Genomic DNA, 24,695 nt, shown 5'->3' with positions numbered 1-24,695 from the left:
CCCGATTCCTCGTGACCCACCTCACACCGATGTGCCCGGTTTGCGCCATTCGGAATCATTCGGCGATACGACCCTCGAACAGCTTTGCCAAGCCTGTCACACCCCGGGCGTATCGTTGCGTTTTGACCGAAGGGACACCAAGGAGATGACGTACGCCGTCCCGAGGTACACGATGGGGAACGGTGTAGGCACGAGTAAAAAATCGGCCCTCTGACAGGTAAGGAACAGCGTGGCTTCCGGATCCGATCGCAATCCGATCATCATTGGCGGCCTTCCGAGTCAGGTTCCTGACTTCGATCCCGAAGAGACCCAGGAGTGGCTCGACTCGCTCGACGCCGCCGTGGACGAGCGCGGCCGGGAGAGGGCCCGCTACCTCATGCTCAGGCTGATCGAGCGCGCCCGCGAGCGGCGCGTGGCCGTGCCCGAGATGCGCAGCACGGACTACGTCAACACGATCCCCACCAAGGCCGAGCCGTTCTTCCCGGGCAACGAGGAGATCGAGCGCAGGATCCTCAACGCGACCCGCTGGAACGCGGCCGTGATGGTCTCGCGCGCCCAGCGCCCCGGCATCGGCGTCGGCGGCCACATCGCCACCTTCGCCTCCTCCGCCTCGCTGTACGACGTCGGCTTCAACCACTTCTTCCGCGGCAAGGACGAGGGCGACGGCGGCGACCAGGTCTTCTTCCAGGGCCACGCCTCCCCCGGCATCTACGCGCGCGCGTTCCTGCTCGACCGGCTCACCCAGGACCAGCTCGACGGCTTCCGCCAGGAGAAGTCGAAGTACCCGAACGGCCTGTCCAGCTACCCGCACCCGCGCTCGATGCCGGACTTCTGGGAGTTCCCGACCGTCTCCATGGGCCTCGGCCCGCTCGGCGCGATCTACCAGGCGCGGATGAACCGCTACATGGAGGCGCGCGGCATCGCCGACACCTCCAGGTCGCACGTGTGGGCGTTCCTCGGCGACGGCGAGATGGACGAGCCGGAGTCGCTCGGCCAGCTGTCCATCGCCGCCCGCGAGGGCCTGGACAACCTGACCTTCGTCGTCAACTGCAACCTGCAGCGGCTGGACGGCCCGGTGCGCGGCAACGGCAAGATCATCCAGGAGCTGGAGTCGATCTTCCGGGGCGCCGGCTGGAACGTGATCAAGCTGATCTGGGACCGTTCCTGGGACCCGCTGCTCGCGCAGGACCGGGACGGCGTGCTGGTCAACAAGATGAACACCACGCCGGACGGCCAGTTCCAGACCTACGCCACCGAGTCCGGCGCGTACATCCGCGAGCACTTCTTCGGTGACGACGTACGGCTGCGCGCGATGGTCGAGAACATGACCGACCACCAGATCCTGATGCTGGGCCGCGGCGGCCACGACCACCGGAAGATCTACGCGGCGTACAAGGCGGCCCTGGAGCACAAGGGCCAGCCCACGGTCATCCTGGCCAAGACGGTCAAGGGCTGGACGCTGGGCCCGAACTTCGAGGGCCGCAACGCCACGCACCAGATGAAGAAGCTGACGGTCGACGACCTCAAGCGCTTCCGGGACCGGCTGCACCTGCCGATCTCCGACAAGGAGCTGGAGTCCGGCCCGCCGCCGTACTACCACCCGGGCCGGAACACCGAAGAGATCCAGTACATGCACGACATGCGCAACGCCTGCGGTGGGTACGTCCCCACGCGCGTCGTGCGCTCCGCACCGCTCGTGCTGCCGGACGACAAGACGTACGCGACGGTGAAGAAGGGCACGGGCCAGCAGTCCATCGCCACGACGATGGCGTTCGTCCGGCTCCTGAAGGACCTCATGCGGGACAAGGAGATCGGCAAGCGGTTCGTGCTGATCGCGCCGGACGAGTACCGCACGTTCGGCATGGACTCCTTCTTCCCGAGCGCGAAGATCTACAACCCGCTCGGCCAGCAGTACGAGGCGGTCGACCGGGACCTGCTCCTCGCCTACAAGGAGTCGCCGACCGGCCAGATGCTGCACGACGGCATCTCCGAGGCCGGCTGCACGGCCTCGCTGATCGCGGCGGGCTCGGCGTACGCCACGCACGGCGAGCCGCTGATCCCGGTGTACGTCTTCTACTCGATGTTCGGTTTCCAGCGCACGGGTGACCAGTTCTGGCAGATGGCCGACCAGCTGGCGCGCGGATTCGTCCTGGGTGCGACCGCCGGCCGTACGACCCTGACCGGTGAGGGTCTGCAGCACGCGGACGGCCACTCGCAGCTGCTCGCCTCGACCAACCCGGCGTGCGTGGCCTACGACCCTGCGTACGCCTACGAGATCGCGCACATCGTCCAGGACGGCCTGCGCCGCATGTACGGCGGCGACGCCGAGCACCCGCACGGCGAGGACGTCTTCTACTACCTGACCGTCTACAACGAGCCCATCCAGCACCCCGCCGAGCCGGCGAACGTGGACGTCGAGGGCATCCTCAAGGGCGTCCACAAGCTGAGCGAGGGGACGGCGGGCTCGATCCCGGCGCAGATCATGGCGTCGGGTGTGGCGGTCCCGTGGGCGCTTCAGGCGCAGAAGACCCTCGCCGAGGACTGGAACGTCAAGGCGGACGTGTGGTCCGCCACCTCCTGGAACGAGCTGCGCCGCGAGGCGGTGGAGTGCGAGGAGCACAACCTGCTGCATCCGGAGGAGGAGCAGCGGGTGCCGTACGTGACGCGGAAGCTCAGCGGCGCCGAGGGTCCGTTCGTGGCCGTGTCCGACTGGATGCGGTCGGTTCCGGACCAGATCGCGCGCTGGGTGCCGGGCACGTACCAGTCCCTCGGCGCGGACGGCTTCGGCTTCGCCGACACCCGGGGGGCGGCCCGCCGCTTCTTCCACATCGACGCCCAGTCGATCGTCGTCGCGGTGCTGACCGAGCTGGCCCGGGAGGGCAGGATCGACCGCTCCGTGCTGAAGCAGGCCATCGACCGGTACCAGCTGCTGGATGTCTCGGCGGCTGATCCGGGGGCCGCGGGTGGCGACGCGTAGCACTCCGCGTGTCTGGCCGAGGGCGGTGCCGGTGGCGCCGCCCTCGTTGCTTTTTCTTTACGATACGGACATGAACGATCGGTCGGCACAGGCGCGTTGGGAACGGCACACCCAACGGCCGCTGCTGGCGCTGGCGGTGGTGTTCGCCGTCGCCTATGCCGTGCCGATCGTGGACAATCCCGCGAGCCGGCCGCTGGCGCTCGGCTGCACCCTCACGGAGTGGGTGGTCTGGGCGGCGTTCGCGGTGGACTATCTGATGCGGCTGGCGCTCGCCCCGCGGCGGCGGGAGTTCGTCCGGACCCACTGGATAGACCTGTGCGCGGTCGTGCTGCCGCTGCTGCAGCCGCTGCGGTTGCTGCGGATGGTCTCGACGCTGCTGCTGGTGGGGCGGCGGGCGCGGATGGCCTCGCAGATCCGGCTCACCACGTACGTGGCCGGGGCCGTGGTGGGGCTGCTGATGTTCGGGTCGCTGGCGGTGCTGTCCGTCGAGCGGGACTCACCGAGGGGGAACATCCGGACGCTGGGTGACGCGGTGTGGTGGTCGTTCACGACGATGACGACCGTGGGGTACGGCGACCACGCGCCGACGACCGGGCTGGGGCGGATGATCGCCGTCGGGCTGATGCTGTCCGGGATAGCGCTGCTGGGTGTCGTGACCGCGAACATCGCGGCGTGGTTCATCGCGCGGTTCGAGAAGGACGACGTGGAGGAGCGGCGGCAGACGGAGGCGATCACTTCCCTGGCCGAGCAGGTACGGCTGCTGCGGGCGGAGGTGGAGGCGCTGTCGCGCGCGGGAGCGTGCATGTGCGCCGGTGACCTGGCACACGCCGGCTGCTCGGGAAACGGGCGCCGTCGGCCCGGGGACGGGGAGCACTGAGCACGACCCCGGGGCCGCCGCGGGGCGCGCGTGGTGCGCATGTCACCACGGGCGGCCTGCCGCGGCGCCCCCGGGGAGCCCGCACGGCGAGGGACCGTCGGCTAGAAGAACCCGTGGCCCCAGGTCGCCGCGCCCGCCAGGGCGACGATGGCCAGCAACGTGTCGATCGCGCCCAGGATCAGCGCCACCAGGGCCGGGATGTCACGGTCGTTGGACCACCGGCGGCCCATCGCCTGCCAGCCGCAGAGCATGGCGACCGGGCCGAGGACGATACCCAGCGCGAAGAAGCCGGCAACGGCACAGATCGTGCCGATGATGCCGAGCGTCGCGCGGTCCGGCCCGGTACGTGACCACGTCCGGCCACGTGACCGGGGGTACCCGCGCGTTCCGTTTCCGAAGCCAGCCATCATCAACTCCCTGAGGTTCATGGACCGTTCGGCTTCGGTGTGCGGGTACCCCGGTTTCGCGTCGGCAGGCAGGCGCGCGCAGCCCCCTCCGCGGCGCGCGCCGTGACCCGGCGGTCCTCCCATGCCCTGCGGAGGACTTGACCCACTGTGACCTGCGGCGTGTGCCCGGTGCGAGGAATCCTTGGCGGAGTCACCCTGATAGGCGAACTCCGCCCGGAATCAGGCCTGTAGCAGGCCCGAATCAGGCCGGAAGCGGCACTCAGACGTGCCCTGCGCCCGCCCCCGCCCCGGCGTTCGCGCCCCGCTTGGTGAGCAGCGCGACGAGGACGGCGACCGCCGCCACGCCCGCCGCGACCAGGGAGGCGAGGCTCATGCCGGAGATGAAGGTGTGGTGCGCGACCTCGGTGATCCTGCCGGCGATCGGCGCGGGGGTGCCCTTGGTGACCGGGGCGATGCCCTGCTGGACGAGTTCCGCGGCCCCGTGCTCCTGCTCCGGAGTCAGCTTCGGCAGTCCGGCGCCGGCCCAGTTGTCCGCGAGGGTGCTGTCGACCTTGGAGGCCATCACCGCGCCCAGCACGGCCGTACCGAGGCTGCCGCCGATCTGCATGGCCGCCTGCTGGAGACCGCCGGCGACACCGGACAGCTCCATGGGCGCGTTGCCGACGATGACCTCCGTGGCGCCGACCATGACCGGTGCCAGGCCGAGACCCAGCAGCGCGAACCAGACGGACATCAGGCCGCTGCCGGTGTTCTCCTCCAGCGTGGACATGCCGTACATGGCGATCGCGGTGACGGCCATGCCGCCGGCCAGCGGTATCCGCGGGCCCAGCTTGGTGATCATCGCGCCCGCCAGCGGGGAGCCGACGATCATCATTCCGGTCAGCGGCAGCAGGTGCAGGCCCGCGTCGATGGGGCTCATGCCGTGCACGTTCTGCAGGTAGAAGGTGACGAAGAACAGGCCGCCCATGAACGCGATGGCCATGAGGACCATCAGGACGACGCCCGCGGACAGCGGGATGGAGCGGAACAGCGCCAGCGGGATCAGCGGCTCCCTCACCCTCGTCTCCCAGAAGGAGAACAGGGCGAAACCGGCGACCGCGGCGAGGATGAACAGCCAGGTCCTGCCGTCGCCCCAGCCCCACGCCGGCGCCTTGATGAGCGCCCACACCAGGCAGAACATCGCGCCGGACAGGAGCGCGATGCCGAGGATGTCGAAGGAGCGCGGGGCGTTCTCCGCCCGGTGGTCGAGCAGGATCAGCAGGCCCAGCACGAGTGCGAGCGCGCCGACGGGCGTGTTGATGAAGAACACCGACTGCCAGTTGACGTGCTCGACGAGGACACCGCCGAGGATCGGGCCGCCCGCGGTGGACGCGCCGATCACCATGCCCCAGATGCCGATGGCCATGTTGAGCTTCTCGGCCGGGAAGGTGGCCCGCAGCAGGCCGAGCGCGGCCGGCATCAGCAGCGCCCCGAACAGGCCCTGGAAGACGCGGAAGGTCACGACCGCCGCGATGCTGTCCGACAGGCCGATGGCACCGGAGGCGGCGGCGAAGCCGGTGACGCCGATGAGGAACGTCTGCCGGTGGCCGAAGCGGTCGCCCAGCTTGCCCGCGGTGATCAGGGACACCGCGAGGGCCAGGAAGTAGGCGTTGGTGATCCACTGCAGCTGGGCCCAGCTGGCGTGCAGGTCCTTGCCGATCGCCGGGTTGGCGATGGCCACGATGGTCCCGTCGAGGGCCACCATCATGACGCCCACGGCGACGGTGATGAGGGTGAGCCAGGGATGGCCGCGCAGCCCCGCGGCCGGAGCCGACCCGAGCGGGGCTTCTGACCCGGCTTCCCCCGGCCCCGTCGCGTCGATGGTCGTCTGACTAGTCATACCTTCGAGGCTAGTGACAGCCTCTGACAATTGACAAACCATTTCACGAGTCAGTTACTGACACCTATGGAAACACTGCGGGAACGGAAGAAACAGCGCACTCGTGAGGCGTTGCTGCGGGCCGCTCTGGAGCTGTTCACCAGCCAGGGGTACGAGCACACGACCGTCGACGAGATCGCCGAGGCCGTCGACGTCTCCCAGCGCACCTTCTTCCGTTACTTCGCCGGCAAGGAGGACGTGGCCTTCGCGGTGCAGGGGATGACCGAGGAGCACTTCGTCGCGGCCGTACGGGCGCGCCCGGCGCACGAGGCACCGATGGAGGCCCTGCGCCAGGCGGTCCTGGAGGGCTGGGACGCGATCCGCGAGACCGTCGAGTCGGCCGTCCCGGTGGAGCTGTATCTGCGGATGTACCGGACGATCGAGTCGACGCCCGCGCTGCTCGCCGCCCATCTGCGCCGCTCGGCCGCCACGGAGGAGACGATCGCGCGCCTGCTGGCCGAGCGCGAGGGCGTGGACGTGGACGCCGACCCGCGACCGCGGCTGGCCGTGGCCGTGTTCGGCGGGGTGATAAGGGTCACGGAACGGCAGTGGTGCACGGGCGACGACTTCAGCCTGGAGGCCATCCGTCAACTCACCGCGTCCCACCTCGATCAGGTGGGTTCGGCACTCACCGGTAACTGGCGTGCCGGCGGAGATCGCTGACAAGGTGTTCGACGTTCCGCGAAACGTGATACCTGTCACTCGGTTACCCCGAGACCCTCTCGTTCTCCTAGTGTGTCCTCCCAGTGACTTCCTTCGACACCTCCCCGCCACTGAACGTCTGGCGCGCCCTGCTGGCGCTGGCCGTGGTGTTCGTGATGCTCGCGACCACCGGCTGGACCGCCCTGCGCAGTCACCGGGAGTCGACCGCCCTGCAGGCCTCGCTCGACAAGTGGGAGCACGGCAGCCTCCACGGCCTCCACCTGCCGGACCCCCATGCCGCACCGGCCCGGCTCAGCCGTTTCTTCGCCTCCCTCTCGCACACGGACCGCGACCGTCTCGCCCACCGCTACCCGCTCGCGGTCGGCAACATGAACGGCGCACCCGTGACCCTGCGCTACCGCGCCAACCACATCGCGCTGGAGCAGCAACGCAAGGTCGAGAAGAAACGCATGCACGACAGCCGGCTCAGCACGGCCGGGCAGCAGGACGCGGGCCGCCGTATGCACCGCTACGAGTCCCTGCTCGCCCCGGGCCGGCAGATCCTCGCCTTCGACCCCGAGGGCTCGGGCCGTGTCGCCGAGGTGTTCGGGAACCTGAACGAGGCGCAGCGGGTCTCGGTCGTCGTGCCCGGCGTCGACACCGACCTGCTCACCTTCCAGAAGACCTACCGCCCGTACACCGCCCCGGTCGGCATGGCCAAGGCCCTGTACGCGACCGAGCGGGCACAGAGCCCCACGACCCGTACGGCCGTGATCGCCTGGGCCGACTACACCTCCCCCGACGGACTCGGCATGGACGCGGCCACGGGGCTGCGCGCCGAGGAGGGCGCGGTACGGCTGAACGCCCTGGTGGGAGGCCTGCCGGGCGGCGCGCCGGTGGCGATGGTCTGCCACAGCTACGGCTCCGTGGTCTGCGGGGTCGCCGCGCACGCCCTGCCCCGCCGGGTGACCGACATAGCGGTGGCCGCGAGCCCCGGCATGCGGGTCTCCAGCGCCGCCGCCCTGCGCACCTCGGCCCGGGTGTGGGCCATGCGGGACTCCACCGACTGGATCCAGGACGTGCCGTATCTGGAGCTCGGCGGGCTCGGGCACGGCGCCGATCCGGTGTCCCCGGAGTTCGGTGCGCGTCTGCTGTCCGCCCGGGACGCACAGGGGCACGCCGGTTACTTCCAGCCAGGCACGGACAGCCTGCGCAACCTCGCCGACGTGGCGGTCGGCGCGTACGACGCGGTGACGTGCGCGCACGAGAACGATGTGTGCCGTACCGGTCTGTCCGATGCGTCCATGGCCGGACGCGCGTAGAAACAGCAGGAAGTGCGGTCTGCGCGGGTGGCGACGGAGGAGCACGTGCCGCATACGATGAGCCGCATGGGTGACGTACTGGCGGGTTTTCATGCCGTCTGGGAGTTCGAGTCCGACTCCGTGCTCATCCGTTACGAACGGGGGATTCGAACACCGAAGCTGTTCCAGGCGCTCGGGGAACGGCGGGTCCCGCTGTCCGCGCTGGAGGGCGTGACCCTCGGCCCGGGCAGGCGCGGCACCGTCGTACTGCGGCTGCTGCCGCGGGCCGGCGCCGATCCGCTGATGGACGCGGCGGCCGGTCAGCTCAAGGAAGGCTCCGATCCGTACCGGCTGGTGCTGCCGGCCGAGCGGGAGACGCTCGCCGAGTACTACGCCGACGAACTCAAAGGACTGCTGACCGAGTCCGGGCCCGCCGACCGCCACCTGGTGGCCGCGCCCGAGGTGCCGCTGCAGTTCAAGGCGTACGACGGGAAGGCGTCCTTCGACGGGACGTCCGTGCAGTTCCGCTGGTCGTGGACGGGGGCGTCGTCGGCGAAGTGGAAGGCCGGCGACCAGAGTTTCGCGGTCGCCGACCTGAGCGGGGTCGAGTGGCGGTCGCCCGAGCTGTTCGAGGGCCACCTGCGGCTGATCCGGCGCGCGGCCGAGTCGGCCGCCGTGCAGCCCGATCAGGATCCGGCGGCCGTCGTCTTCGGGCTGGGGTACGGCCCGGTGCACGAGTCGTTGCCGTTCGCCGCGGCCGTCCTTGCCACCGTGCGCACGCGGGGGCCGGTGCCCGTGGTCCCGGCACCGGCCCGGCGCGACCCCGCCGACATCGCCGAACGCATCCGCCATCTCGGGGAGTTGCACCAGGCCGGTCTGGTCACCGATGAGGAGTTCTCCTCCAAGAAGGCGGAACTGCTCGCGGAGCTCTGACCTACTCCCGGCCCGCGGAGGCGAAGGTCATGTCCGCGTAGCGATCACCCGCCACCTTGGCCGCGATCGGCTCCAGCCGGGACAGTTCCTCGTCGCTCAGGACGATCGCCGTCGCCGCCACGTTCTCCTCCACCCTGCCCGGCCTGCGGGTGCCCGGGATCGGGACGACCGGGAGGCCGTCGATCGTGGCGCGCTGCTGCACCCAGGCCAGGGCGATCTGCCCGGGGGTGGCGTCGTGGGCCTCGGCGATCGAGCGCACGGGCTCCAGCAGGGCTGCGTTGGCGGCCGCGTTGGCACCGGTGAAGCGGGGCTGCTGGCGGCGGAAGTCGTCGGCCGTGAGGTCCTGCTCGGCGTTGGTGAAGGAGCCGGTGAGGAAGCCGCGGCCGAGCGGTGAGTACGGCACCAGGGCGACGCCCAGCTCCCGTGCGGCCGGTACGACGTTGGCCTCGATGTCCCGGCTGAACAGGGACCACTCCGACTGCACGGCCGCGATCGGGTGCACGGCGTGCGCGGCGCGCAGTTCCCCGGCGGTGACCTCGCTCAGCCCGAGGTGCTTGACCTTGCCCTCGCGGACCAGCTCCGCCATCACGGCGACGGTCTCCTCGACGGGGACGTTCACGTCGCGGCGGTGCATGTAGTAGAGGTCGATCACGTCGACGTCCAGCCGCCTCAGGCTCGCCTCCACCGCCTGGCGGACGTACGGCGCGTCGTTGCGGATGATCCGTTTGGCCGGGTCGTTCTCCGGGATCGACAGGGCGAACTTGGTGGCGATGACCACCTCGTCCCGGTGCGCCTTGAAGAAGGGGGACAGGAACCGCTCGTTGTCGCCCGCGCCGTAGGCGTCCGCCGTGTCGTACAGCGTCACGCCCAGTTCGAGCGCCCGGTCCAGTGCGGCGCGGGCCTGGCCGGCGTCCGTGGGGCCGTACGCGAAGCTCATGCCCATGCAGCCCAGGCCCTGTACGCCGACCTCCGGTCCGCCCTCGCCGAGCCGTACCGTCGCAATCCTGGCGTCGGTCATCGCGTGGTCCCCTCCGTCGCGTAGAAACTGATCTTGCGGTCGAGCACGGCGAGCGTGTCCCGCAGTTCGGCGATCCTGTTCAGGACGTCGCTGCGGGTCGACTCCAGCAGGGCCTGCCGTTCCCCGTAGGTGCTCTCGCCCTCCCGGACCAGCTCCGCGTACCGCACCATGTCCGCCACCGGCATGCCGGTGAGCCGCAGCTTGGTCACGAAGTCCAGCCAGTCCAGGTCGCGGTTGCTGTAACGCCGCTGGCCGGTGTGCGAGCGGTCGACGTGCGGCATCAGGCCGATCCGCTCGTACCAGCGCAGGGTGTGCGCGGTCAGGCCGGTGAACGCGACGACCTCGCTGATCGTGTAGCGGTCCTGGCCGTCGGGACGTGGATGGCGTCTGGGCGGGGCGGAGCAGATGTCGGCGGGGGCCGGGCGTGCGGTGTCCGCTGGCGTGGTCTGCATCACCGTCATGCCCCCACGCTATGGCGTTGGAGTGCACTCCAAGCAAGCGGAACCGGTTAAGAAATCCGCAGGACGCGGGTCGGGGCGCCTGGTTACCGTGCGGCACATGAGTCTTGCACGCCGGGCCCTGCCCGAGGATGCCAGCGAAGTGCTGCGCCTGCGCCAGGTCATGATCGACTCGCTGTGGAGCGGGGACGGCGGCGGGCCGACCCACTGGCATGCGGAGGCGCTGCCGGCCCTGCGCGAGCGGCTCGCCGCGTCCGACGGGGACTTCGCGGCCTTCGTCGTGGACGATCCGGAGCGGCCGGGGGCGCTGGCCGCATTGGTGGCCGGGACGCTGGAGTACCGCATCGGGAAGGCCGGCAATCCGCACGGGCGGGTGGGCCACGTGTTCAGCGTGGCAACCGACCCGGACGCCCGGCGGCGCGGGTACGCGCGCGCGTGCATGCAGGAACTGCTGGCCTGGTTCCGGGAACGGGGCGCCGGGCACGTGCTGCTCAACGCCTCCCCTGAGGCCGAACCGCTGTACGCCTCCCTCGGCTTCACCCGTGACCCGGACCCGTCGATGCGGCTGCTGCTGTGAGCCGCATAGGCTCGGCGGCATGTCGTTGAACAGCCTGGCGTCGATCGAGAACTGGCCCGTCCCCACCGCGGCGGCGGGCGTCGTACGAGCCGACGGGACCGTCCTCGGGACGCACGGCCCCGTCGGACACCGCTTCCCGCTCGCCTCGGTCACCAAGCCGCTGGCCGCCTACGCGGCGCTCGTCGCGTACGAGGAGGGCGCGATCGAGCTGGACGAGCCGGCCGGACCGCCCGGGGCGACCGTCCGGCACCTGCTCGCGCACACCTCGGGGCTGGCCTTCGACGAGCACCGGGTGATGGCGCCGCCCGGTGAGCGCCGCCTCTACTCCAACGCCGGGTTCGAGCAGCTCGGCGACCACATCGCCAAGGCGACGGACATTCCGTTCGCGGAGTACCTGCGGCAGGCGGTGCTGGAGCCGCTGGGGATGACGTCCACGACATTGGGGGGCTCACCGGCGAAGGACGGCGTGTCCACGGTCTCGGACCTGCTGCGGTTCGCGGCGGAAGTGCAGGCACCGCGCCTGCTGGACGTGCGCACGGCCGCGGAGGCGATGAGCGTGCAGTACCCGGGGACGAAGGGCGTGCTGCCCGGGTACGGCCACCAGAACCCGAACGACTGGGGACTGGGCTTCGAGATCCGGAACTCCAAGTCGCCCCACTGGACGGGGAGTTCCTCGTCCCCACGCACGTTCGGCCACTTCGGCCAGGCCGGCACGTTCCTGTGGATCGACCCGGACGCGGGGGTGGCCGGCGTCGCCCTGACGGACCGGGCGTTCGGGCCGTGGGCGATCGAGGCGTGGCCGGTCCTCACGGACGCGGTGCTCGGGGAACTGCGGGGCTGAGGGTCCGCCCCGCTACGGCGCCATCTCCCACAGCAGCACCTCGGCCGACGTCAGGGCCACCGCCTCCCACCCCTGCGCCCCGGTGATCCGCGCCGAGTCCCCCGCGGCCAGCTGCTCCTCCCCCAGCCGGACGGCACCCCGCACCACGTGCACGTACACGTGCGCCCCGTCCGGCACGGCCGTCCGCTCCCCGGTCGTCAGTCGCCGTACGTGCATCATGGCCCCCGCCCCCGGCACCGCGTACGGCGTGGAGTCGGCGATGCCCGGGATGATCTCGTAGAACGGCTCGCCGCCGGGGTGGCGTGGGGCCAGCCACATCTGGATGAAGGTGAGCGGCGACGAGCCGTCGTTGCGTTCCACGTGCCGGACGCCCGCGGCCGAGCTGAGCCGCTGGACGTCGCCGGGGCGCACCCGTGTCTCGTGGCCGGTGGAGTCACGGTGGGTCAGCTCGCCCTCGACGACCCACGTGACGATCTCGGTGTGGCTGTGCGGGTGTTCGCCGAAGCCGGCGCCGGGTGCGAGCCGCTCCTCGTTGCAGGCGATCATCGCGCCGAAGCGCAGGTTGTCGGGGTCGTAGTGCGGCCCGAAGGAAAAGGCGTGCCACGACTCGAGCCCGGCCTCCGCCTCCCCACCGCGGTAGCGCTCACCGGCGCGGCGTACGTGCATCACGGGGACAACCGTAGACCCGGCCGCCGGGCTCCGGGCCGGGTGCCGGGGATGGGCGGGCCGCAGCACAGGGCACCGTCCCGCACCGGCAAGCAGGACCCGGCGACGCACGGTCCCGTCCCGATAAGGCAGTCTTGTCCCGTGCCCGAACCCGAATCCCACCGCAGCGATCCCCACGCACGCAACGTCCACCCGCACACCGCGACCCTGAAGCGGCTGGAGAAGTCCTCCGGGAGTCTCGCCGCGCAGGCCATCGCGCGGATGGACGAGACCCTGCCGTGGTACCGGGCCATGCCCCCGGAGAACCGGTCATGGATCGGGCTGGTCGCCCAGGCGGGCATCGCGGCCTTCACCGAGTGGTTCAGGCACCCGGACGCCCCGCAGGCGATCTCCACCGACGTCTTCGGCACCGCGCCGCGCGAGCTGACCCGGGCCATCACGCTGCGCCAGACCGTGGAGATGGTGCGGACCACCATCGAGGTCATGGAGTCCGCCATCGACGAGGTGGCGGCCCCCGGTGACGAGAGCGTGCTGCGCGAAGCCCTGCTGGTGTACGCCCGGGAGATCGCCTTCGCCACCGCGCAGGTCTACGCCCAGGCCGCCGAGGCACGCGGTGCCTGGGACGCACGGCTGGAGTCGCTGGTCGTCAACGCGGTGCTGAGCGGGGAGGCGGACGAGGGCGCCGTCAGCCGGGCCGCCGCGCTCGGGTGGAACTCGCCGGAGCACGTGTGTGTCGTGCTCGGGACCGCGCCCGACGGGGACAGCGAGCTGACCGTCGAGGCCATTCGGCGGGCCTCCCGGCACGCCAAGCTGCAGGTGCTGACCGGTGTGCTCGGGGACCGGCTGGTGGTGATCGCCGGCGGGAGCAGCAACCCGCTCGCCGTGGCCAGGTCGCTGATCGGGCCCTTTGCCGCCGGTCCGGTGGTCGCGGGGCCCATCGTGCCCGATCTGCTGGCCGCCACCCGGTCCGCGCAGGCCGCCGCGGCGGGGCTGAAGGCGTGTTCTGCCTGGCAGGACGCACCGCGACCGGTGCTGGCCGACGATCTGCTGCCGGAGCGGGCGATCGCGGGCGATCCGAGCGCCCGCGAGCAGCTGGTGGAGGAGATCTACAGACCGCTGGAGGAGGCCGGCTCGGCGCTGCTGGAAACACTGAGTGTCTATCTGGAGCAGGCGAGCAGTCTCGAAGGCGCGGCCCGGATGCTTTTCGTTCACCCGAACACCGTGCGCTACCGGCTCCGACGTGTGACAGACGTCACCGGCTGGTCGCCGTCGGATGTACGATCCGCCTTCACACTGCGGATCGCGCTGATCCTCGGGCGTCTGGCCGACGGCGAGACCCAGGCATAGGGTTTTGTCGGGGGCCCACAAAAGCCCTTCGTGTTCTTCGTCCCTGTCCCCACGGGCGGCCGTGGCCGTCCCCAAGAGAGAGTGTGAGAGTGCTCGTACTCGTCGCTCCCGGCCAGGGCGCCCAGACGCCCGGCTTCCTGACCCCCTGGCTCGAACTGCCCGGTGCCGCCGACCGCGTGGCCGCCTGGTCGGACGCCATCGGACTGGACCTGGTCCACTACGGCACCCAGGCCGACGCCGACGCCATCCGTGACACCGCGGTCGCCCAGCCGCTGCTGGTCGCCGCCGGCATCCTGTCCGCCGCGGCACTCGGTGACATTTCCGAGATCGCCCCGGGCGCCGTCGCCGGTCACAGCGTCGGTGAGATCACCGCCGCCGCCTTCACGGGCGTGCTGGACGACACCGCCGCGCTCGGCCTGGTCCGCAAGCGGGGCCTCGCGATGGCCGACGCCGCAGCGATCACCGAGACCGGTATGTCGGCGCTGCTCGGCGGCGACCCCGAGACCTCGGTCGCGCACCTGGAGAAGCTGGGTCTGACCCCGGCGAACATCAACGGCGCGGGCCAGATCGTCGCCGCGGGCACGCTGGAGCAGCTGGCCGCGCTGAACGAGGACAAGCCCGAAGGGGTCCGCAAGATCGTCGCACTGAAGGTGGCCGGCGCCTTCCACACCCGCCACATGGCGCCCGCCGTCGAGACGCTGGCCAGGGCCGCCGCGGAGCTGACGCCCGCCGACCCCAAGGTCCCCTACGTCTCCAACAAGGACGGGCAGACCGTCGCCTCCGGCGCCGAGGTGCTGGACCGGCTCGTCGGCCAGGTCGCCAACCCCGTGCGCTGGGACCTGTGCATGGAGACCTTCAAGGAGCTGGGCGTCACCGCGCTCATCGAGGTGTGCCCGGGCGGCACCCTGACCGGCCTGGCCAAGCGGGCCCTGCCCGGCGTGACCACGCTGGCCCTGAAGACCCCCGACGATCTCGACGCGGCCCGCGCGCTCATCTCCGAGCACGCCGGCGCCTAAGGAGCCGTACATGGCGAAGATCAAGCCCAGCAAGGGCGCCCCGTATGCGCGCATCCTCGGTGTCGGCGGCTACCGGCCGACCCGGGTGGTGCCCAACGAGGTGATCCTCGAGAAGATCGACTCGTCCGACGAGTGGATCCGCTCGCGCTCCGGCATCGAGACCCGGCACTGGGCCGGTCCCGAGGAGACCGTGGCCGCGATGGCGATCGAGGCCTCCGGCAAGGCGATCGCGGACGCCGGCATCGACGCCGAGCAGATCGGTGCCGTGGTCGTCTCGACCGTCTCGCACTTCAGCCAGACCCCGGCCGTCGCCACCGAGATCGCCGACAAGCTGGGCACCGACAAGGCCGCCGCCTTCGACATCTCGGCCGGCTGCGCGGGCTTCGGGTACGGCCTGACCCTCGCCAAGGGCATGGTGGTGGAAGGTTCCGCCGAGTACGTGCTCGTGATCGGCGTGGAGCGGCTGAGCGACCTGACCGACCTGGAGGACCGGGCCACGGCCTTCCTGTTCGGTGACGGCGCCGGCGCGGTCATCGTCGGCCCCTCGCAGGAGCCGGCGATCGGCCCGACCGTCTGGGGCTCCGAGGGCGACAAGTCCGAGACCATCAAGCAGACCGTGCCGTGGGACCGGTTCCGCATCGGCGACCTCGGCGCGCTGCCCCTGGACAGCGAGGGCAACGTCAAGTTCCCCGCCATCACGCAGGAGGGCCAGGCGGTGTTCCGCTGGGCCGTGTTCGAGATGGCGAAGGTCGCCCAGCAGGCGCTGGACGCGGCCGGGATCAGCCCCGAAGAGCTGGACGTCTTCATCCCGCACCAGGCCAACGTGCGGATCATCGACTCGATGGTGAAGACCCTCAAACTGCCGGAGCATGTCACGGTCGCCCGGGACATCCGCACCACCGGCAACACCTCGGCCGCCTCGATTCCGCTCGCAATGGAGCGGCTTCTGGCGACCGGGGAGGCGAAGAGCGGCGACACCGCGCTCGTCATCGGATTCGGGGCGGGTCTCGTCTACGCCGCCACGGTCGTTACCCTCCCCTAGGCACTCCGTGCCGGATCTCGCATCCGGCAGGGGGACAACTGCCACAAACCGTCTGGAACATCGAAGAAGGAGCGCCTGACATGGCCGCCACTCAGGAAGAGATCGTCAAGGGTCTCGCCGACATCGTGAACGAGATCGCTGGCATCCCGGTTGAGGACGTCCAGTTGGACAAGTCCTTCACCGACGACCTGGACGTCGACTCGCTGTCCATGGTCGAGGTCGTCGTCGCCGCCGAGGAGCGCTTCGACGTGAAGATCCCGGACGAGGACGTCAAGAACCTCAAGACCGTCGGCGACGCGACCGACTACATCCTCAAGCACCAGGCCTGAGCCACCCCTCGGTCCTGAAGGCTGCAAGGCCCCGCCACCCGGCGGTGGCGCCGTAGAATCCCGCATCTGTTGGAGAAAGAATTCCCGTGAGCCCGACCAATCGCACCGTGGTCGTCACCGGTATCGGCGCAACCACACCGCTGGGTGGCGACGCAGCCTCGACCTGGGAGGGTCTGATCGCCGGCAAGTCCGGTGTCAAGCCCCTGGAGCAGGACTGGGCGGCCGAGCAGGCCGTCAAGATCGCGGCCCCGGTCGCCGTGGAGCCCACCGAGGTCATCCCGCGGCCGCAGGCCCGCAAGCTGGACCGTTCCGCGCAGTTCGCGCTGATCGCCACCCAGGAGGCCTGGAAGGACGCGGGCTTCACCGGCAAGGCCGGTGAGGACGGCAGCGTCGACCCGGACCGGCTGGGCGCGGTCATCGCCTCCGGCATCGGCGGCGTGACCACGCTGCTCGACCAGTACGACGTGCTCAAGGAGAAGGGCGTCCGCCGCGTCTCCCCGCACACCGTCCCCATGCTGATGCCGAACAGCCCCTCGGCCAACGTGGGCCTGCTCGTGGGCGCCCGTGCGGGCGTGCACACGCCGGTCTCCGCGTGCGCCTCGGGCGCCGAGGCCATCGGGTACGCGATCGAGATGATCCGCACCGGCCGGGCCGACGTCGTCGTCGCCGGCGGTACGGAGGCGGCCATCCACCCGCTGCCGATCGCCGCGTTCGGCAACATGATGGCGATGTCCAAGAACAACGAGGACCCGCAGGGTGCCTCGCGTCCCTACGACCTGGAGCGCGACGGCTTCGTCCTCGGCGAGGGCGCCGGCGTGCTCGTCCTGGAGTCCGCCGAGCACGCCGCGAAGCGCGGGGCGCGGGTGTACGCGGAGGCCGTCGGGCAGGGCATCTCCGCCGACAGCCACGACATCGTGCAGCCGGAGCCCGAGGGCCGCGGCATCTCGCACGCGCTGCAGAACCTGCTGGACAACACCGACCTGAACCCGGCCGAGATCGTGCACGTCAACGCGCACGCCACCTCGACGCCGGCCGGTGACATCGCCGAGCTGAAGGCGCTGCGGAAGGTGTTCGGCGACGACACCGACCACTTCGCGGTCTCGGCGACCAAGTCGATGACCGGTCATCTGCTCGGTGGTGCGGGCGGCGTGGAGTCGGTCGCGACCGTGCTCGCGCTGTACCACCGGGTGGCGCCGCCGACGATCAACGTCGAGAACATCGACCCGGAGGCGGAGGCCAACGCCGACGTCGTCCGGGGCGAGGCCCGGAAGCTGCCGGTCGAGGGCCGGATCGCCGCGCTGAACGACTCGTTCGGATTCGGCGGGCACAACGTGGTCCTGGCGTTCAGGACCGTCTGAGAACATGAGTGAGGGCCCCTGCCTCTCGGCGGGGGCCCTTTCTCGTGCCCGGACAGGAGACGTGGGTGCGCAGACTCAGACCACCTGGTGCAGCCAGCGGACCGGGGCGCCTTCGCCCGCGTACCTGAAGGGCTCCAGTTCGTCGTCCCAGGGCTTGCCCAGCAGCTTGGCGATCTCGGCCTCCAGGTCGGTCTCGCCCCGCTGGGAGCGCGTCAGCGCCGCGCGCAGACGGTCCTCGGGGATGAGGATGTCGCCGTGGATGCCGGTGACGGCGTGGAAGATTCCGAGGTCGGGTGTGCAGCTGTAGCGCTCGCCCTCCGCGGTCGGGCAGGGCTCGGCCGTGACCTCGAAGCGGAGCAGGTGCCAGCCGCGCAGCGCGGAGGCCAGCTTGGAGGCCGTGCCCGCCTCGCCCTGCCAGGAGAACTCCGAGCGCCAGGTGCCGGGGGCCGCGGGCTGCCGGATCCAGTCGAGGTTGACGCGCGTGCCGAGCACCCCCGCGACGGCCCACTCGACGTGCGGGCACAGCGCGCGCGGCGCGGAGTGCACGTACAGAACTCCACGTGTCGTCACCGGAACCTCCGGGCAGAGCGGGACATCTTGCGGACTGGCTGGCGGCAGTGGCACGACGGCCGCGTTGATGGCGAGGCTACCCTGCGGCGGTGCAAGGAGTGTGACGTACCGTCGGTCCCGGTGCCAGGAAACCTGCGCCATTCACCCAGGGGGACGCTTGTACGGGGGTGCTCCGTTCCAAGGCGCCGGGTCGGGAACCCTCGCACGTTGTTATGGGAGGAAGCACAGAGGCGGGACGCGGTGACGCCGGGTTGGACGACGAGGGGATCAGCAGGGGATGCGGAAGCGAATCAGTCGTGGGCGGGCCGCTCTCGCCGTCGTGGCGGCCGCCGTGCTGGGGGTCGCCGGGTGCGACGCCGGGGACGGCAGTTCGCCCGCGCCTGAGGCCACCGGTGCACACGCCGCCAGGCCCGCCCCGGTGTGGAACCGCAACCCCGACTCGATCGCCGCCGTCGGCGACTCCATCACCCGCGGCTTCGACGCGTGCACGGTGCTGTCGGACTGCCCCGAGGTGTCGTGGGCGACGGGCAGCGACGCGAAGGTCGACAGCCTGGCGGTGCGCCTGCTCGGGGTCACGGGCGCGGCGGAGCGCAGCTGGAACTACGCGCAGACCGGTGCCCGGATGGCGGACCTGCCGGAGCAGATGGCCCAGGCGGCGGCCCGCGGCCCGGAGTTGGTGACGGTGATGGTGGGCGCGAACGACGCCTGCCGGTCCTCGGCGCGGGCGATGACCCCGGTGGCCGACTTCCGCGCGGACTTCGAGGAGGCGCTGCACACCCTGCGTGCGGCCCGGCCGAAGACACAGGTGTACGTGTCGAGCGTGCCGAACCTGAAGCGGCTGTGGTCCGAGGGCCGCACCGATCCGCTGGGCAAGCAGGTGTGGAAGCTGGGCATCTGCCCGTCGATGCTGTCCGGCGCGGACGACCTGACCAGCGGGGCCGCACTCCGCCGTGACCAGGTGGAGCAGCGGGTGGTGGAGTACAACAAGGTGCTGAAGGAGGTCTGCGCCCAGGACCGCCGCTGCCGCTTCGACAACAACGCGGTGTACGACTACCGCTTCGGCACCGACCAGCTCAGCCACTGGGACTGGTTCCATCCCAGCAGGGACGGCCAGGCCCGGCTCGCGGCCATCGCCTACCGGACGATCACCGCGGCCAGTCCGGTTGCCTAGGACACTCCTCGCCTAGGGTTTTCCACATGAGCGAACTTTTCGGCACACTTTCCGACGGCACCGAGGTCCACCGCTGGACACTGGAGCGCGCCGGGACACGGGTGGAGGTCCTGACGTACGGCGGGATCGTGCGCTCGGTCGAGGTGCCGGACCGGGAGGGCCGGACGGCGAACGTGGTACTGGGCTTCGCCGGCCTGGACGGCTATCGCGCCCACCCGGAGCCGTACGCCGGCGCCCTGGTCGGCCGGTACGCCAACCGGATCGCGGGCGCCCGCTTCCGGCTGGACGGGGTCGTCCACGCCCTGGAACCGAACAACGGCCCGAACTCCCTGCACGGCGGCGCGCAAGGGTTCGACAAGCGGGTGTGGGCGGCGGAGCCGGTGGACCACGGGGTGCGGCTGAGCCGGGTCAGCCCGCACGGCGAGGAGGGCTTCCCGGGCCGGGTCGAGGTGTCGGCCACCTACTCGCTCGACGCCTCCGGCGCGCTGCGGATCGCGTACGAGGCGGTCACCGACGCCCCGACCGTGATCAACCTCACCCACCACAGCTACTTCAACCTGTCCGGCGCGGGCCACGCCGGCGGCCACGAACTGCGGCTCGCCGCCTCGCGTTTCACCCCGGCCGACACCCAGCTGATCCCCACGGGCGTCCTGGAGGACGTGACCGGCTCCCGCTTCGACTTCCGTGCCGCTCGCAAGGTCGGCTCGGGCTACGACCACAACTTCGTCCTGGACAAGGGCGTGACCGGCACCCCCGAGGAGGTCGCCGAGCTGTACGACCCGGCCTCCGGGCGAACCCTGACCGTGGCGACGACCGAACCGGGCCTCCAGCTGTACACCGCCGACCACCTGGGCGAGCCGTTCGCCCCGGGAGACGGCATCGCCCTGGAGACCCAGCACTTCCCGGACTCCCCGAACCGGCCGGAGTTCCCGAGCACGGTGCTGCGGCCGGGGGCGGTCCTCAGGTCGCAGACGGTGTACGGGTTCGGGGTCCGCTAGACGGTCTCGCCCCGCATCCGCTTGGCCGCCCTGCCCAGCAGGGACATCGCCCCGCCGCAGATCAGCAGGGTCACGACGCCGGCCACCGCCGGCCCCACCGTGTGCCCCTTGATCCCCTCACCGGTCACCGTCGTGGCCAGCACGAAGATGATGGAGTACAGGCTCCGGCCAACCTTCGCCCCGGCCGGAACCACCCGGAGCAGCTGCGGGATGGTGGTCGCCGCGGACAGCGCCATGCCGAACGGCAGGGCCGCGCCGAGCATCAGGGCGCCGAAGCCCAGGGAGTTGCCGTACGCACCCCAGCCGGCGCCCTTGTAGAGCAGATAGCCGGTCGCGGCGAGGGACAGCAGGACCAGCAGACCGTTGAGGTAGGCGGCCAGGGTGGCGGCCTTGCGGGCGCCGGGCAGATGCGCGGCCGGGGAACGCCAGGCGTCGGCCGTGACGAGCCTCAGCTGCCGTTTGAGGCCCTGCATCTGCAGCAGGGAGTAGACCCCGAAGGCCAGCAGGGCCAGTCCGGCGAGCGCCGCGACGAATCCGAGGGGCTTCTCGGTGATGCCGTAGTGGACGCCGCCGAAGGTGAGCGGAATGCCCAGGACCATGCCGTAGGCCATCGGCTTGGACTTGGCCTGGATCTTCAGCGCCAGATCACGCTGGGCCGGGGTGAGGTTCGGGTCCAGCCGCATCCGCCCCTCGCCGAGCTGCTGGGCGGGCGCCGGTGCGGTCTGTTGCGACGGGTGCGGCTGGTACGGCTGCGGCGGATAGGGCTGCTGAGGCGGATACGGCTGCCCGCCGTACTGCCCCGGCTGCTGGGGCCCGTACGGCGCCGCCGGCTGCTGTCCGTACGGTCCTGCGGGCGGCTGCGGCGGCCCGTAGGGGCCCGGCTGTTGCTGCCCGTAAGGACTGGGTTGGTGCTGCTGGCCTGGATACACGCTCTCTCCCCCGTGCCCGGTGCTGTGCGCTGTCCGCTGTTCGCGGGCCGGGAGTCTATCCGTACCCGGACGGGACGAGCCCCGGTCCAGGGGTCAGGTCCCGGACCGGGGCTGCTCGTGGGGGACTTGTCCCGGATCAGACGTTAATCGGCGCGGTGAGCCTGCGGTCCACGATCGAGCGTCCGGCGGCGATCTCGTACGAACCCTTCACACACACCCACGTCTTCGCCGCCTCGTCCCAGACCTCGAAGGCGCGGCGCGGCAGGGCGACGGTCACCTCGGCGCTCTCGCCGGGGCCCGCCTCTGCGGAGGCGAAGCCGGCCAGCAGCCGGGCCGGGCGCTCGGGGCCGGGCCCGGCCGGGGAGACGTAGACCTGGACGACCTCCCGGCCGGGTCGCTCGCCCGTGTTGCGTAGGCGGATGCGCGCGGTGGTGCCGTCGACGTCCAGGGACTCATAGGCCCAGTCGGTGTAGCCGAGGCCGTGGCCGAAGGGGTGGGCGGGGGTGCGGCCGGCCCGCTCCCAGGCGCGGTAGCCGATGAACACTCCCTCGGTGTAGTGGAGTTCACCGTCGGTCGGGGTGACCTGGGTGACCGGAGCGTCACCGAGGGCGCCCCAGGTGGTGGGGAGGCGGCCGCCGGGCTCGTGGGCGCCGGTGAGGACGTCGGCGAGGGCGGCGCCGCCCTCCTGGCCGGGGAACCAGCTGAGCAGGACCGCGGCGACCTCGTCGCACCAGGGCATTTCGACCGGGGAGCCGGAGTTGACGACCACGACCGTGTTCGGATTGGCGGCGGCGACGGCGTGCACCAGGTCGTCCTGGCGGCCGGGGAGCTTCAGGTCCGTACGGTCGAAGCCCTCGGACTCCACCCGGTCGGTGGTGGCGACCACGACGACGGCCGTGTCCGCGGTGCGCGCCGCCCGGGCGGCCTCGGCGATCAGCTCCTCGGCGTCGCGCTGCGGCTCGGCGTGGGCGAGCGCGAAGGTGACGACCTTCATCGGGAGGTCCTCGGGGAGCTGGACGACATGGGTGAGGGAGATGTCGACCGGCTCACCGGCGGTGAGTTCGGCCTGGGCACGGGGTACGGGGGCGCCGAAGAAGGCCTCGAAGGGGTCGTCCTTGTCGGGGCGTTGGACGTCGTCGTAGTACGTCGTCCCGTCAATGGTGAGCGTGAAGGGGCCCATGCCCTTGATGCCGAAGGTGTGCGGGCCGCTCGCGCGGGGGGTGAAGGTGCCGGTGAGTTCGACGGTGTGCAGGGTGGCGTGGGTGACGCCCTCGGGGAGGTCCGAACCCATCCACTGGATCAGGCCGTTCGGGGCGGAGCGGGTGCCGGTGACCCGGCCGTCGGCGTCGCGGCAGACGGCGCCGAGGCTGAAGCCCTGGTCGGCGACGCCCAGTTCGGTGGCCGGGTCGGCCCCGACGGCGTAGCTGAGGGTGCCCTCGGGGAGTGCGGCGGTGAGGCCGTCGAGCGGGGAGACGATCCGGGCCGGGAAGACGGTGGCCGAACCGCCGCCGAGGACACGGGCGTCGCGGGCGGCGGCGCCGATCAGGGCCACCGTGCCGTTCGGCCGCAGCGGGAGGGCGCTGTTCTCGTTGCGGAGGAGGACGAAGGAGCGGCGGGCGATCTCGCGGGCCAGCGCCTCGCCGTCGACGGGCGCGGGCGGTTCGGGTACGACGGGTTCGGCGCCGTCGAGGATCCCGACGCGGGCGGCGAGCCGGAGCACCCGGCGTACGGCCGCGTCGACGGCTTCCTCGGCGACCTCGCCGTCCCGGACGGCGCGGGCGAGGGCCTCCCCGTAGACGGTCCGCGGTCCGGGCATGGCGACGTCGAGGCCGCCCGAGATGGCGCCGACGGTGTCCCGGGCGGCCATCCAGTCGGAGACGTTGAAGCCGTCGAAGCCCCACTCGCCCCGCAGGACCTCGTTGACCAGGTGGTGGTGCTCGGTCATCGTCGTGCCGTTGACCGTGTTGTAGGCGGTCATGACGCCCCAGGGGCGGGCGCCCGCGACGATGGCCTCGAAGGGGGCGAGGTACAGCTCGCGCAGGGCGCGTTCGGGGACCAGGTTGTTCACGGTGAAGCGGTCGGTCTCGGCGTCGTTGGCGACGAAGTGCTTGACGGTGGTGCCGACTCCGCCGGACTGGACGCCGGTGACATAGCCGCTGCCGATCGCGCCCGTGAGGAGCGGGTCCTCGCTGTAGCACTCGAAGTGGCGCCCGCCGAGCGGGGAGCGGTGCAGGTTGACGGTGGGCGCGAGCAGGACGTGGACGCCCTTGCGCCGGGCCTCCTGGGCGAGCAGCACCCCCGCGCGGCGGGCGAGTTCGGGGTCCCAGGTGGCGGCGAGCGCGGTCGGCGAGGGCAGGGCGACGGACGGGTCGTCGGCGCTCCAGCGCACACCACGGACGCCGATCGGACCGTCGGACATGACCAGGGACTTCAGGCCGATCTCCGGCAGCGCGGGCAGGGTCCACATGTCCTGGCCGGCCAGCAGCCGCGCCTTGGCGTCGAGGCCGAGCTTGCCGAGGGCGGCCTCGACGGCCGCCTCGCGGGCCGTGTCGGCCGGGGTGGGCTGGGATCCCGCCATCGCGGTACCTCCTCGTTGGGCGTCCGTGCAGGTGCCTCCATCGTGCATCTACCCCCTGTAACACGGTAGGTTTCGTAATCTTGCTGTTATCTCCGACTCGGGTGAGTGCCGTACGGTGACCTCATGAACGCGAGGGTCAGGAGCGAGGAGCGGCGTGCGGAGATCGTCGGGGCGGCGCTGGAGGTGATCGCCGAGCGCGGTTACCGGGGCGCGAGCCTGGCCGCGGTCGCCGAGCGCGTCGGCCTCACCCAGCAGGGCCTGCTGCACTACTTCCCCACCAAGGACGCCCTGCTGGTGGCCGTGCTGCAGGAGCGGGACCGGTGGGACGCGGTACCGGACACGCAGTGGCGGATGGATCTGCTGGCGTCCCTGGTGGAGTACAACGCGATGCGCCCGGCGATCATCCAGACCTTCTCGGCGCTGCTCGGCGAGAGCGTGACCGAGGGCCACCCGGCGCGGGGGTATTTCACCGAACGGTACGCGCGCGTACGGGAGTCGATGGCGTCGGTCCTGCGCGCCGAGTACGGCGACAGCCTGCCGAACGGCCTCACACCGGAGCGCACCGCACCGCTGCTCGTGGCCGTGATGGACGGTCTACAGTACCAGTGGCTCCTGGACCCGGACTCGGTGGACATGCCGGGGGCGTTCCGGGACTTCGTGCGGTTGCTGGGCGAGCGGGGGGACTGAGGCTCGCCCTTCGCCGTCCCCGTCGGCCATCCGCTCGCCCCGGCCGAGGGGGGGT

23 protein-coding genes are annotated in these 24,695 nt (G+C 71.2%); 15 read left to right on the top strand and 8 right to left on the bottom strand.

Annotation, left to right across the window (positions count from 1 at the left end):
• The first annotated feature begins 229 nt into the window (after positions 1-229).
• On the top strand, positions 230-2,977 hold the full coding sequence (gene aceE, locus ACZ7HQ_RS02575; protein WP_470983667.1) for a pyruvate dehydrogenase (acetyl-transferring), homodimeric type: 2,748 nt from the start codon (positions 230-232) through the stop codon (positions 2,975-2,977).
• Between the two features lie 70 nt (positions 2,978-3,047).
• Positions 3,048-3,854 carry a potassium channel family protein gene (locus ACZ7HQ_RS02570; protein ID WP_470983664.1) on the top strand — a complete coding sequence of 269 codons (807 nt, stop codon included), beginning with the start codon at positions 3,048-3,050 and terminating at the stop codon, positions 3,852-3,854.
• Between the two features lie 101 nt (positions 3,855-3,955).
• Here ACZ7HQ_RS02570 and ACZ7HQ_RS02565 read toward each other — a convergent pair whose 3' ends face one another.
• Positions 3,956-4,261: a small hydrophobic protein gene (locus tag ACZ7HQ_RS02565; protein WP_470985171.1), complete on the bottom strand. Its 306-nt coding sequence runs from the start codon at positions 4,259-4,261 to the stop codon at positions 3,956-3,958.
• Positions 4,262-4,520: 259 nt separating this feature from the next.
• Positions 4,521-6,140 (bottom strand): MFS transporter, encoded by a 1,620-nt coding sequence (locus ACZ7HQ_RS02560; RefSeq protein ID WP_470983662.1) that lies wholly within the window; start codon positions 6,138-6,140, stop codon positions 4,521-4,523.
• Positions 6,141-6,206: 66 nt separating this feature from the next.
• Between ACZ7HQ_RS02560 and ACZ7HQ_RS02555 the strand changes: the two genes are divergently transcribed.
• The 3 genes from ACZ7HQ_RS02555 (at position 6,207) to ACZ7HQ_RS02545 (ending at position 9,055) form a co-directional block, all read left to right on the top strand.
• The gene (locus ACZ7HQ_RS02555; RefSeq protein ID WP_470983660.1) at positions 6,207-6,842 is read left to right on the top strand and encodes a TetR family transcriptional regulator; all 636 of its coding nucleotides are present in this window, start codon (positions 6,207-6,209) and stop codon (positions 6,840-6,842) included.
• Positions 6,843-6,925: 83 nt separating this feature from the next.
• On the top strand, positions 6,926-8,143 hold the full coding sequence (locus ACZ7HQ_RS02550) for an alpha/beta hydrolase (RefSeq protein ID WP_470983658.1): 1,218 nt from the start codon (positions 6,926-6,928) through the stop codon (positions 8,141-8,143).
• Positions 8,144-8,209: 66 nt separating this feature from the next.
• Complete coding sequence (locus ACZ7HQ_RS02545) at positions 8,210-9,055, top strand: DUF4429 domain-containing protein (protein ID WP_470983656.1); 846 nt, start codon at positions 8,210-8,212, stop codon at positions 9,053-9,055.
• 1 nt (position 9,056) lies between these two features.
• Here ACZ7HQ_RS02545 and ACZ7HQ_RS02540 read toward each other — a convergent pair whose 3' ends face one another.
• Together ACZ7HQ_RS02540 and ACZ7HQ_RS02535 are read right to left on the bottom strand one after the other, a co-directional pair.
• Complete coding sequence (locus ACZ7HQ_RS02540; protein ID WP_470983653.1) at positions 9,057-10,073, bottom strand: aldo/keto reductase; 1,017 nt, start codon at positions 10,071-10,073, stop codon at positions 9,057-9,059.
• A complete protein-coding gene (locus ACZ7HQ_RS02535) occupies positions 10,070-10,534 on the bottom strand; it encodes a MerR family transcriptional regulator (RefSeq protein ID WP_470983651.1) in 465 nt (154 codons plus the stop codon). The genes ACZ7HQ_RS02540 and ACZ7HQ_RS02535 overlap by 4 nt, the downstream gene beginning before the upstream one ends.
• Before the next feature lie 97 nt (positions 10,535-10,631).
• Here ACZ7HQ_RS02535 and ACZ7HQ_RS02530 point away from each other — a divergent pair, with 97 nt between their 5' ends.
• Positions 10,632-11,108: a GNAT family N-acetyltransferase gene (locus ACZ7HQ_RS02530; RefSeq protein WP_470983648.1), complete on the top strand. Its 477-nt coding sequence runs from the start codon at positions 10,632-10,634 to the stop codon at positions 11,106-11,108.
• A gap of 19 nt (positions 11,109-11,127) precedes the next feature.
• On the top strand, positions 11,128-11,949 hold the full coding sequence (locus tag ACZ7HQ_RS02525; protein ID WP_470983646.1) for a serine hydrolase domain-containing protein: 822 nt from the start codon (positions 11,128-11,130) through the stop codon (positions 11,947-11,949).
• Between the two features lie 12 nt (positions 11,950-11,961).
• Here the strand turns inward: ACZ7HQ_RS02525 and ACZ7HQ_RS02520 are convergent, their stop codons facing one another.
• Entirely contained in the window at positions 11,962-12,615 is a 654-nt protein-coding gene (locus tag ACZ7HQ_RS02520; RefSeq protein WP_470985168.1) for a pirin family protein, read from the bottom strand.
• A gap of 141 nt (positions 12,616-12,756) precedes the next feature.
• On the opposite strand from ACZ7HQ_RS02520, the gene fasR reads away from it, so the two are divergent.
• The 5 genes from fasR to fabF all read left to right on the top strand — a co-directional run bounded on the left by fasR (position 12,757) and on the right by fabF (position 17,707).
• Entirely contained in the window at positions 12,757-13,962 is a 1,206-nt protein-coding gene (fasR, locus tag ACZ7HQ_RS02515) for a fatty acid biosynthesis transcriptional regulator FasR (RefSeq protein WP_470983643.1), read from the top strand.
• Positions 13,963-14,051: 89 nt separating this feature from the next.
• Positions 14,052-14,978, top strand: coding sequence for an ACP S-malonyltransferase (locus tag ACZ7HQ_RS02510; RefSeq protein ID WP_470983641.1), 927 nt, complete (start codon positions 14,052-14,054; stop codon positions 14,976-14,978).
• Positions 14,979-14,988: 10 nt separating this feature from the next.
• A complete protein-coding gene (locus ACZ7HQ_RS02505) occupies positions 14,989-16,020 on the top strand; it encodes a beta-ketoacyl-ACP synthase 3 (RefSeq protein WP_470983638.1) in 1,032 nt (343 codons plus the stop codon).
• Between the two features lie 80 nt (positions 16,021-16,100).
• Positions 16,101-16,349, top strand: coding sequence for an acyl carrier protein (locus ACZ7HQ_RS02500; protein WP_361244522.1), 249 nt, complete (start codon positions 16,101-16,103; stop codon positions 16,347-16,349).
• An 86-nt stretch (positions 16,350-16,435) separates the two neighbouring features.
• Complete coding sequence (gene fabF, locus ACZ7HQ_RS02495) at positions 16,436-17,707, top strand: beta-ketoacyl-ACP synthase II (protein ID WP_470983637.1); 1,272 nt, start codon at positions 16,436-16,438, stop codon at positions 17,705-17,707.
• Positions 17,708-17,782: 75 nt separating this feature from the next.
• On the opposite strand, the gene ACZ7HQ_RS02490 is transcribed toward fabF, so the two are convergent.
• Positions 17,783-18,277, bottom strand: coding sequence for a DUF3145 domain-containing protein (locus tag ACZ7HQ_RS02490; protein WP_030341287.1), 495 nt, complete (start codon positions 18,275-18,277; stop codon positions 17,783-17,785).
• A gap of 277 nt (positions 18,278-18,554) precedes the next feature.
• On the opposite strand from ACZ7HQ_RS02490, the gene ACZ7HQ_RS02485 reads away from it, so the two are divergent.
• On the top strand, positions 18,555-19,448 hold the full coding sequence (locus ACZ7HQ_RS02485) for an SGNH/GDSL hydrolase family protein (RefSeq protein ID WP_470983634.1): 894 nt from the start codon (positions 18,555-18,557) through the stop codon (positions 19,446-19,448).
• Positions 19,449-19,474: 26 nt separating this feature from the next.
• Positions 19,475-20,446 carry an aldose epimerase family protein gene (locus tag ACZ7HQ_RS02480; RefSeq protein ID WP_470983632.1) on the top strand — a complete coding sequence of 324 codons (972 nt, stop codon included), beginning with the start codon at positions 19,475-19,477 and terminating at the stop codon, positions 20,444-20,446.
• Here ACZ7HQ_RS02480 and ACZ7HQ_RS02475 read toward each other — a convergent pair.
• Both ACZ7HQ_RS02475 and ACZ7HQ_RS02470 read right to left on the bottom strand, forming a co-directional pair.
• Positions 20,443-21,375, bottom strand: a complete 933-nt coding sequence (locus ACZ7HQ_RS02475; protein ID WP_470983629.1) for a hypothetical protein — start codon at positions 21,373-21,375, stop codon at positions 20,443-20,445. The two genes, ACZ7HQ_RS02480 and ACZ7HQ_RS02475, sit on opposite strands and share 4 nt — an antisense overlap.
• 136 nt (positions 21,376-21,511) lie before the next feature.
• A complete protein-coding gene (locus ACZ7HQ_RS02470) occupies positions 21,512-23,953 on the bottom strand; it encodes a beta-glucosidase H (protein ID WP_470983627.1) in 2,442 nt (813 codons plus the stop codon).
• Between the two features lie 105 nt (positions 23,954-24,058).
• Between ACZ7HQ_RS02470 and ACZ7HQ_RS02465 the strand changes: the two genes are divergently transcribed.
• On the top strand, positions 24,059-24,640 hold the full coding sequence (locus ACZ7HQ_RS02465; protein WP_470983624.1) for a TetR/AcrR family transcriptional regulator: 582 nt from the start codon (positions 24,059-24,061) through the stop codon (positions 24,638-24,640).
• Positions 24,641-24,695 lie beyond the last annotated feature (55 nt).

The organism is Streptomyces sp. NPDC037290, from assembly GCF_055603245.1.
Note: the sequence above shows the minus strand (reverse complement) of the source record. Positions and strands in the feature narration are given on the sequence as shown.

Excerpts from the sequence above, each read along its gene's own strand:
- ACZ7HQ_RS02560 (WP_470983662.1), bottom strand. The coding sequence starts at position 6,140 with ATGACTAGTCAGACGACCATCGACGCGACGGGGCCGGGGGAAGCCGGG.
- ACZ7HQ_RS02500 (WP_361244522.1), top strand. The coding sequence starts at position 16,101 with ATGGCCGCCACTCAGGAAGAGATCGTCAAGGGTCTCGCCGACATCGTG.
- ACZ7HQ_RS02485 (WP_470983634.1), top strand. The coding sequence starts at position 18,555 with ATGCGGAAGCGAATCAGTCGTGGGCGGGCCGCTCTCGCCGTCGTGGCG.
- ACZ7HQ_RS02530 (WP_470983648.1), top strand. The coding sequence starts at position 10,632 with ATGAGTCTTGCACGCCGGGCCCTGCCCGAGGATGCCAGCGAAGTGCTG.
- ACZ7HQ_RS02565 (WP_470985171.1), bottom strand. The coding sequence starts at position 4,261 with ATGGCTGGCTTCGGAAACGGAACGCGCGGGTACCCCCGGTCACGTGGC.
- ACZ7HQ_RS02555 (WP_470983660.1), top strand. The coding sequence starts at position 6,207 with ATGGAAACACTGCGGGAACGGAAGAAACAGCGCACTCGTGAGGCGTTG.
- ACZ7HQ_RS02480 (WP_470983632.1), top strand. The coding sequence starts at position 19,475 with ATGAGCGAACTTTTCGGCACACTTTCCGACGGCACCGAGGTCCACCGC.
- ACZ7HQ_RS02540 (WP_470983653.1), bottom strand. The coding sequence starts at position 10,073 with ATGACCGACGCCAGGATTGCGACGGTACGGCTCGGCGAGGGCGGACCG.
- ACZ7HQ_RS02545 (WP_470983656.1), top strand. The coding sequence starts at position 8,210 with ATGGGTGACGTACTGGCGGGTTTTCATGCCGTCTGGGAGTTCGAGTCC.
- ACZ7HQ_RS02525 (WP_470983646.1), top strand. The coding sequence starts at position 11,128 with ATGTCGTTGAACAGCCTGGCGTCGATCGAGAACTGGCCCGTCCCCACC.
- ACZ7HQ_RS02570 (WP_470983664.1), top strand. The coding sequence starts at position 3,048 with ATGAACGATCGGTCGGCACAGGCGCGTTGGGAACGGCACACCCAACGG.
- ACZ7HQ_RS02535 (WP_470983651.1), bottom strand. The coding sequence starts at position 10,534 with ATGACGGTGATGCAGACCACGCCAGCGGACACCGCACGCCCGGCCCCC.
- ACZ7HQ_RS02505 (WP_470983638.1), top strand. The coding sequence starts at position 14,989 with ATGGCGAAGATCAAGCCCAGCAAGGGCGCCCCGTATGCGCGCATCCTC.
- ACZ7HQ_RS02470 (WP_470983627.1), bottom strand. The coding sequence starts at position 23,953 with ATGGCGGGATCCCAGCCCACCCCGGCCGACACGGCCCGCGAGGCGGCC.
- ACZ7HQ_RS02520 (WP_470985168.1), bottom strand. The coding sequence starts at position 12,615 with ATGCACGTACGCCGCGCCGGTGAGCGCTACCGCGGTGGGGAGGCGGAG.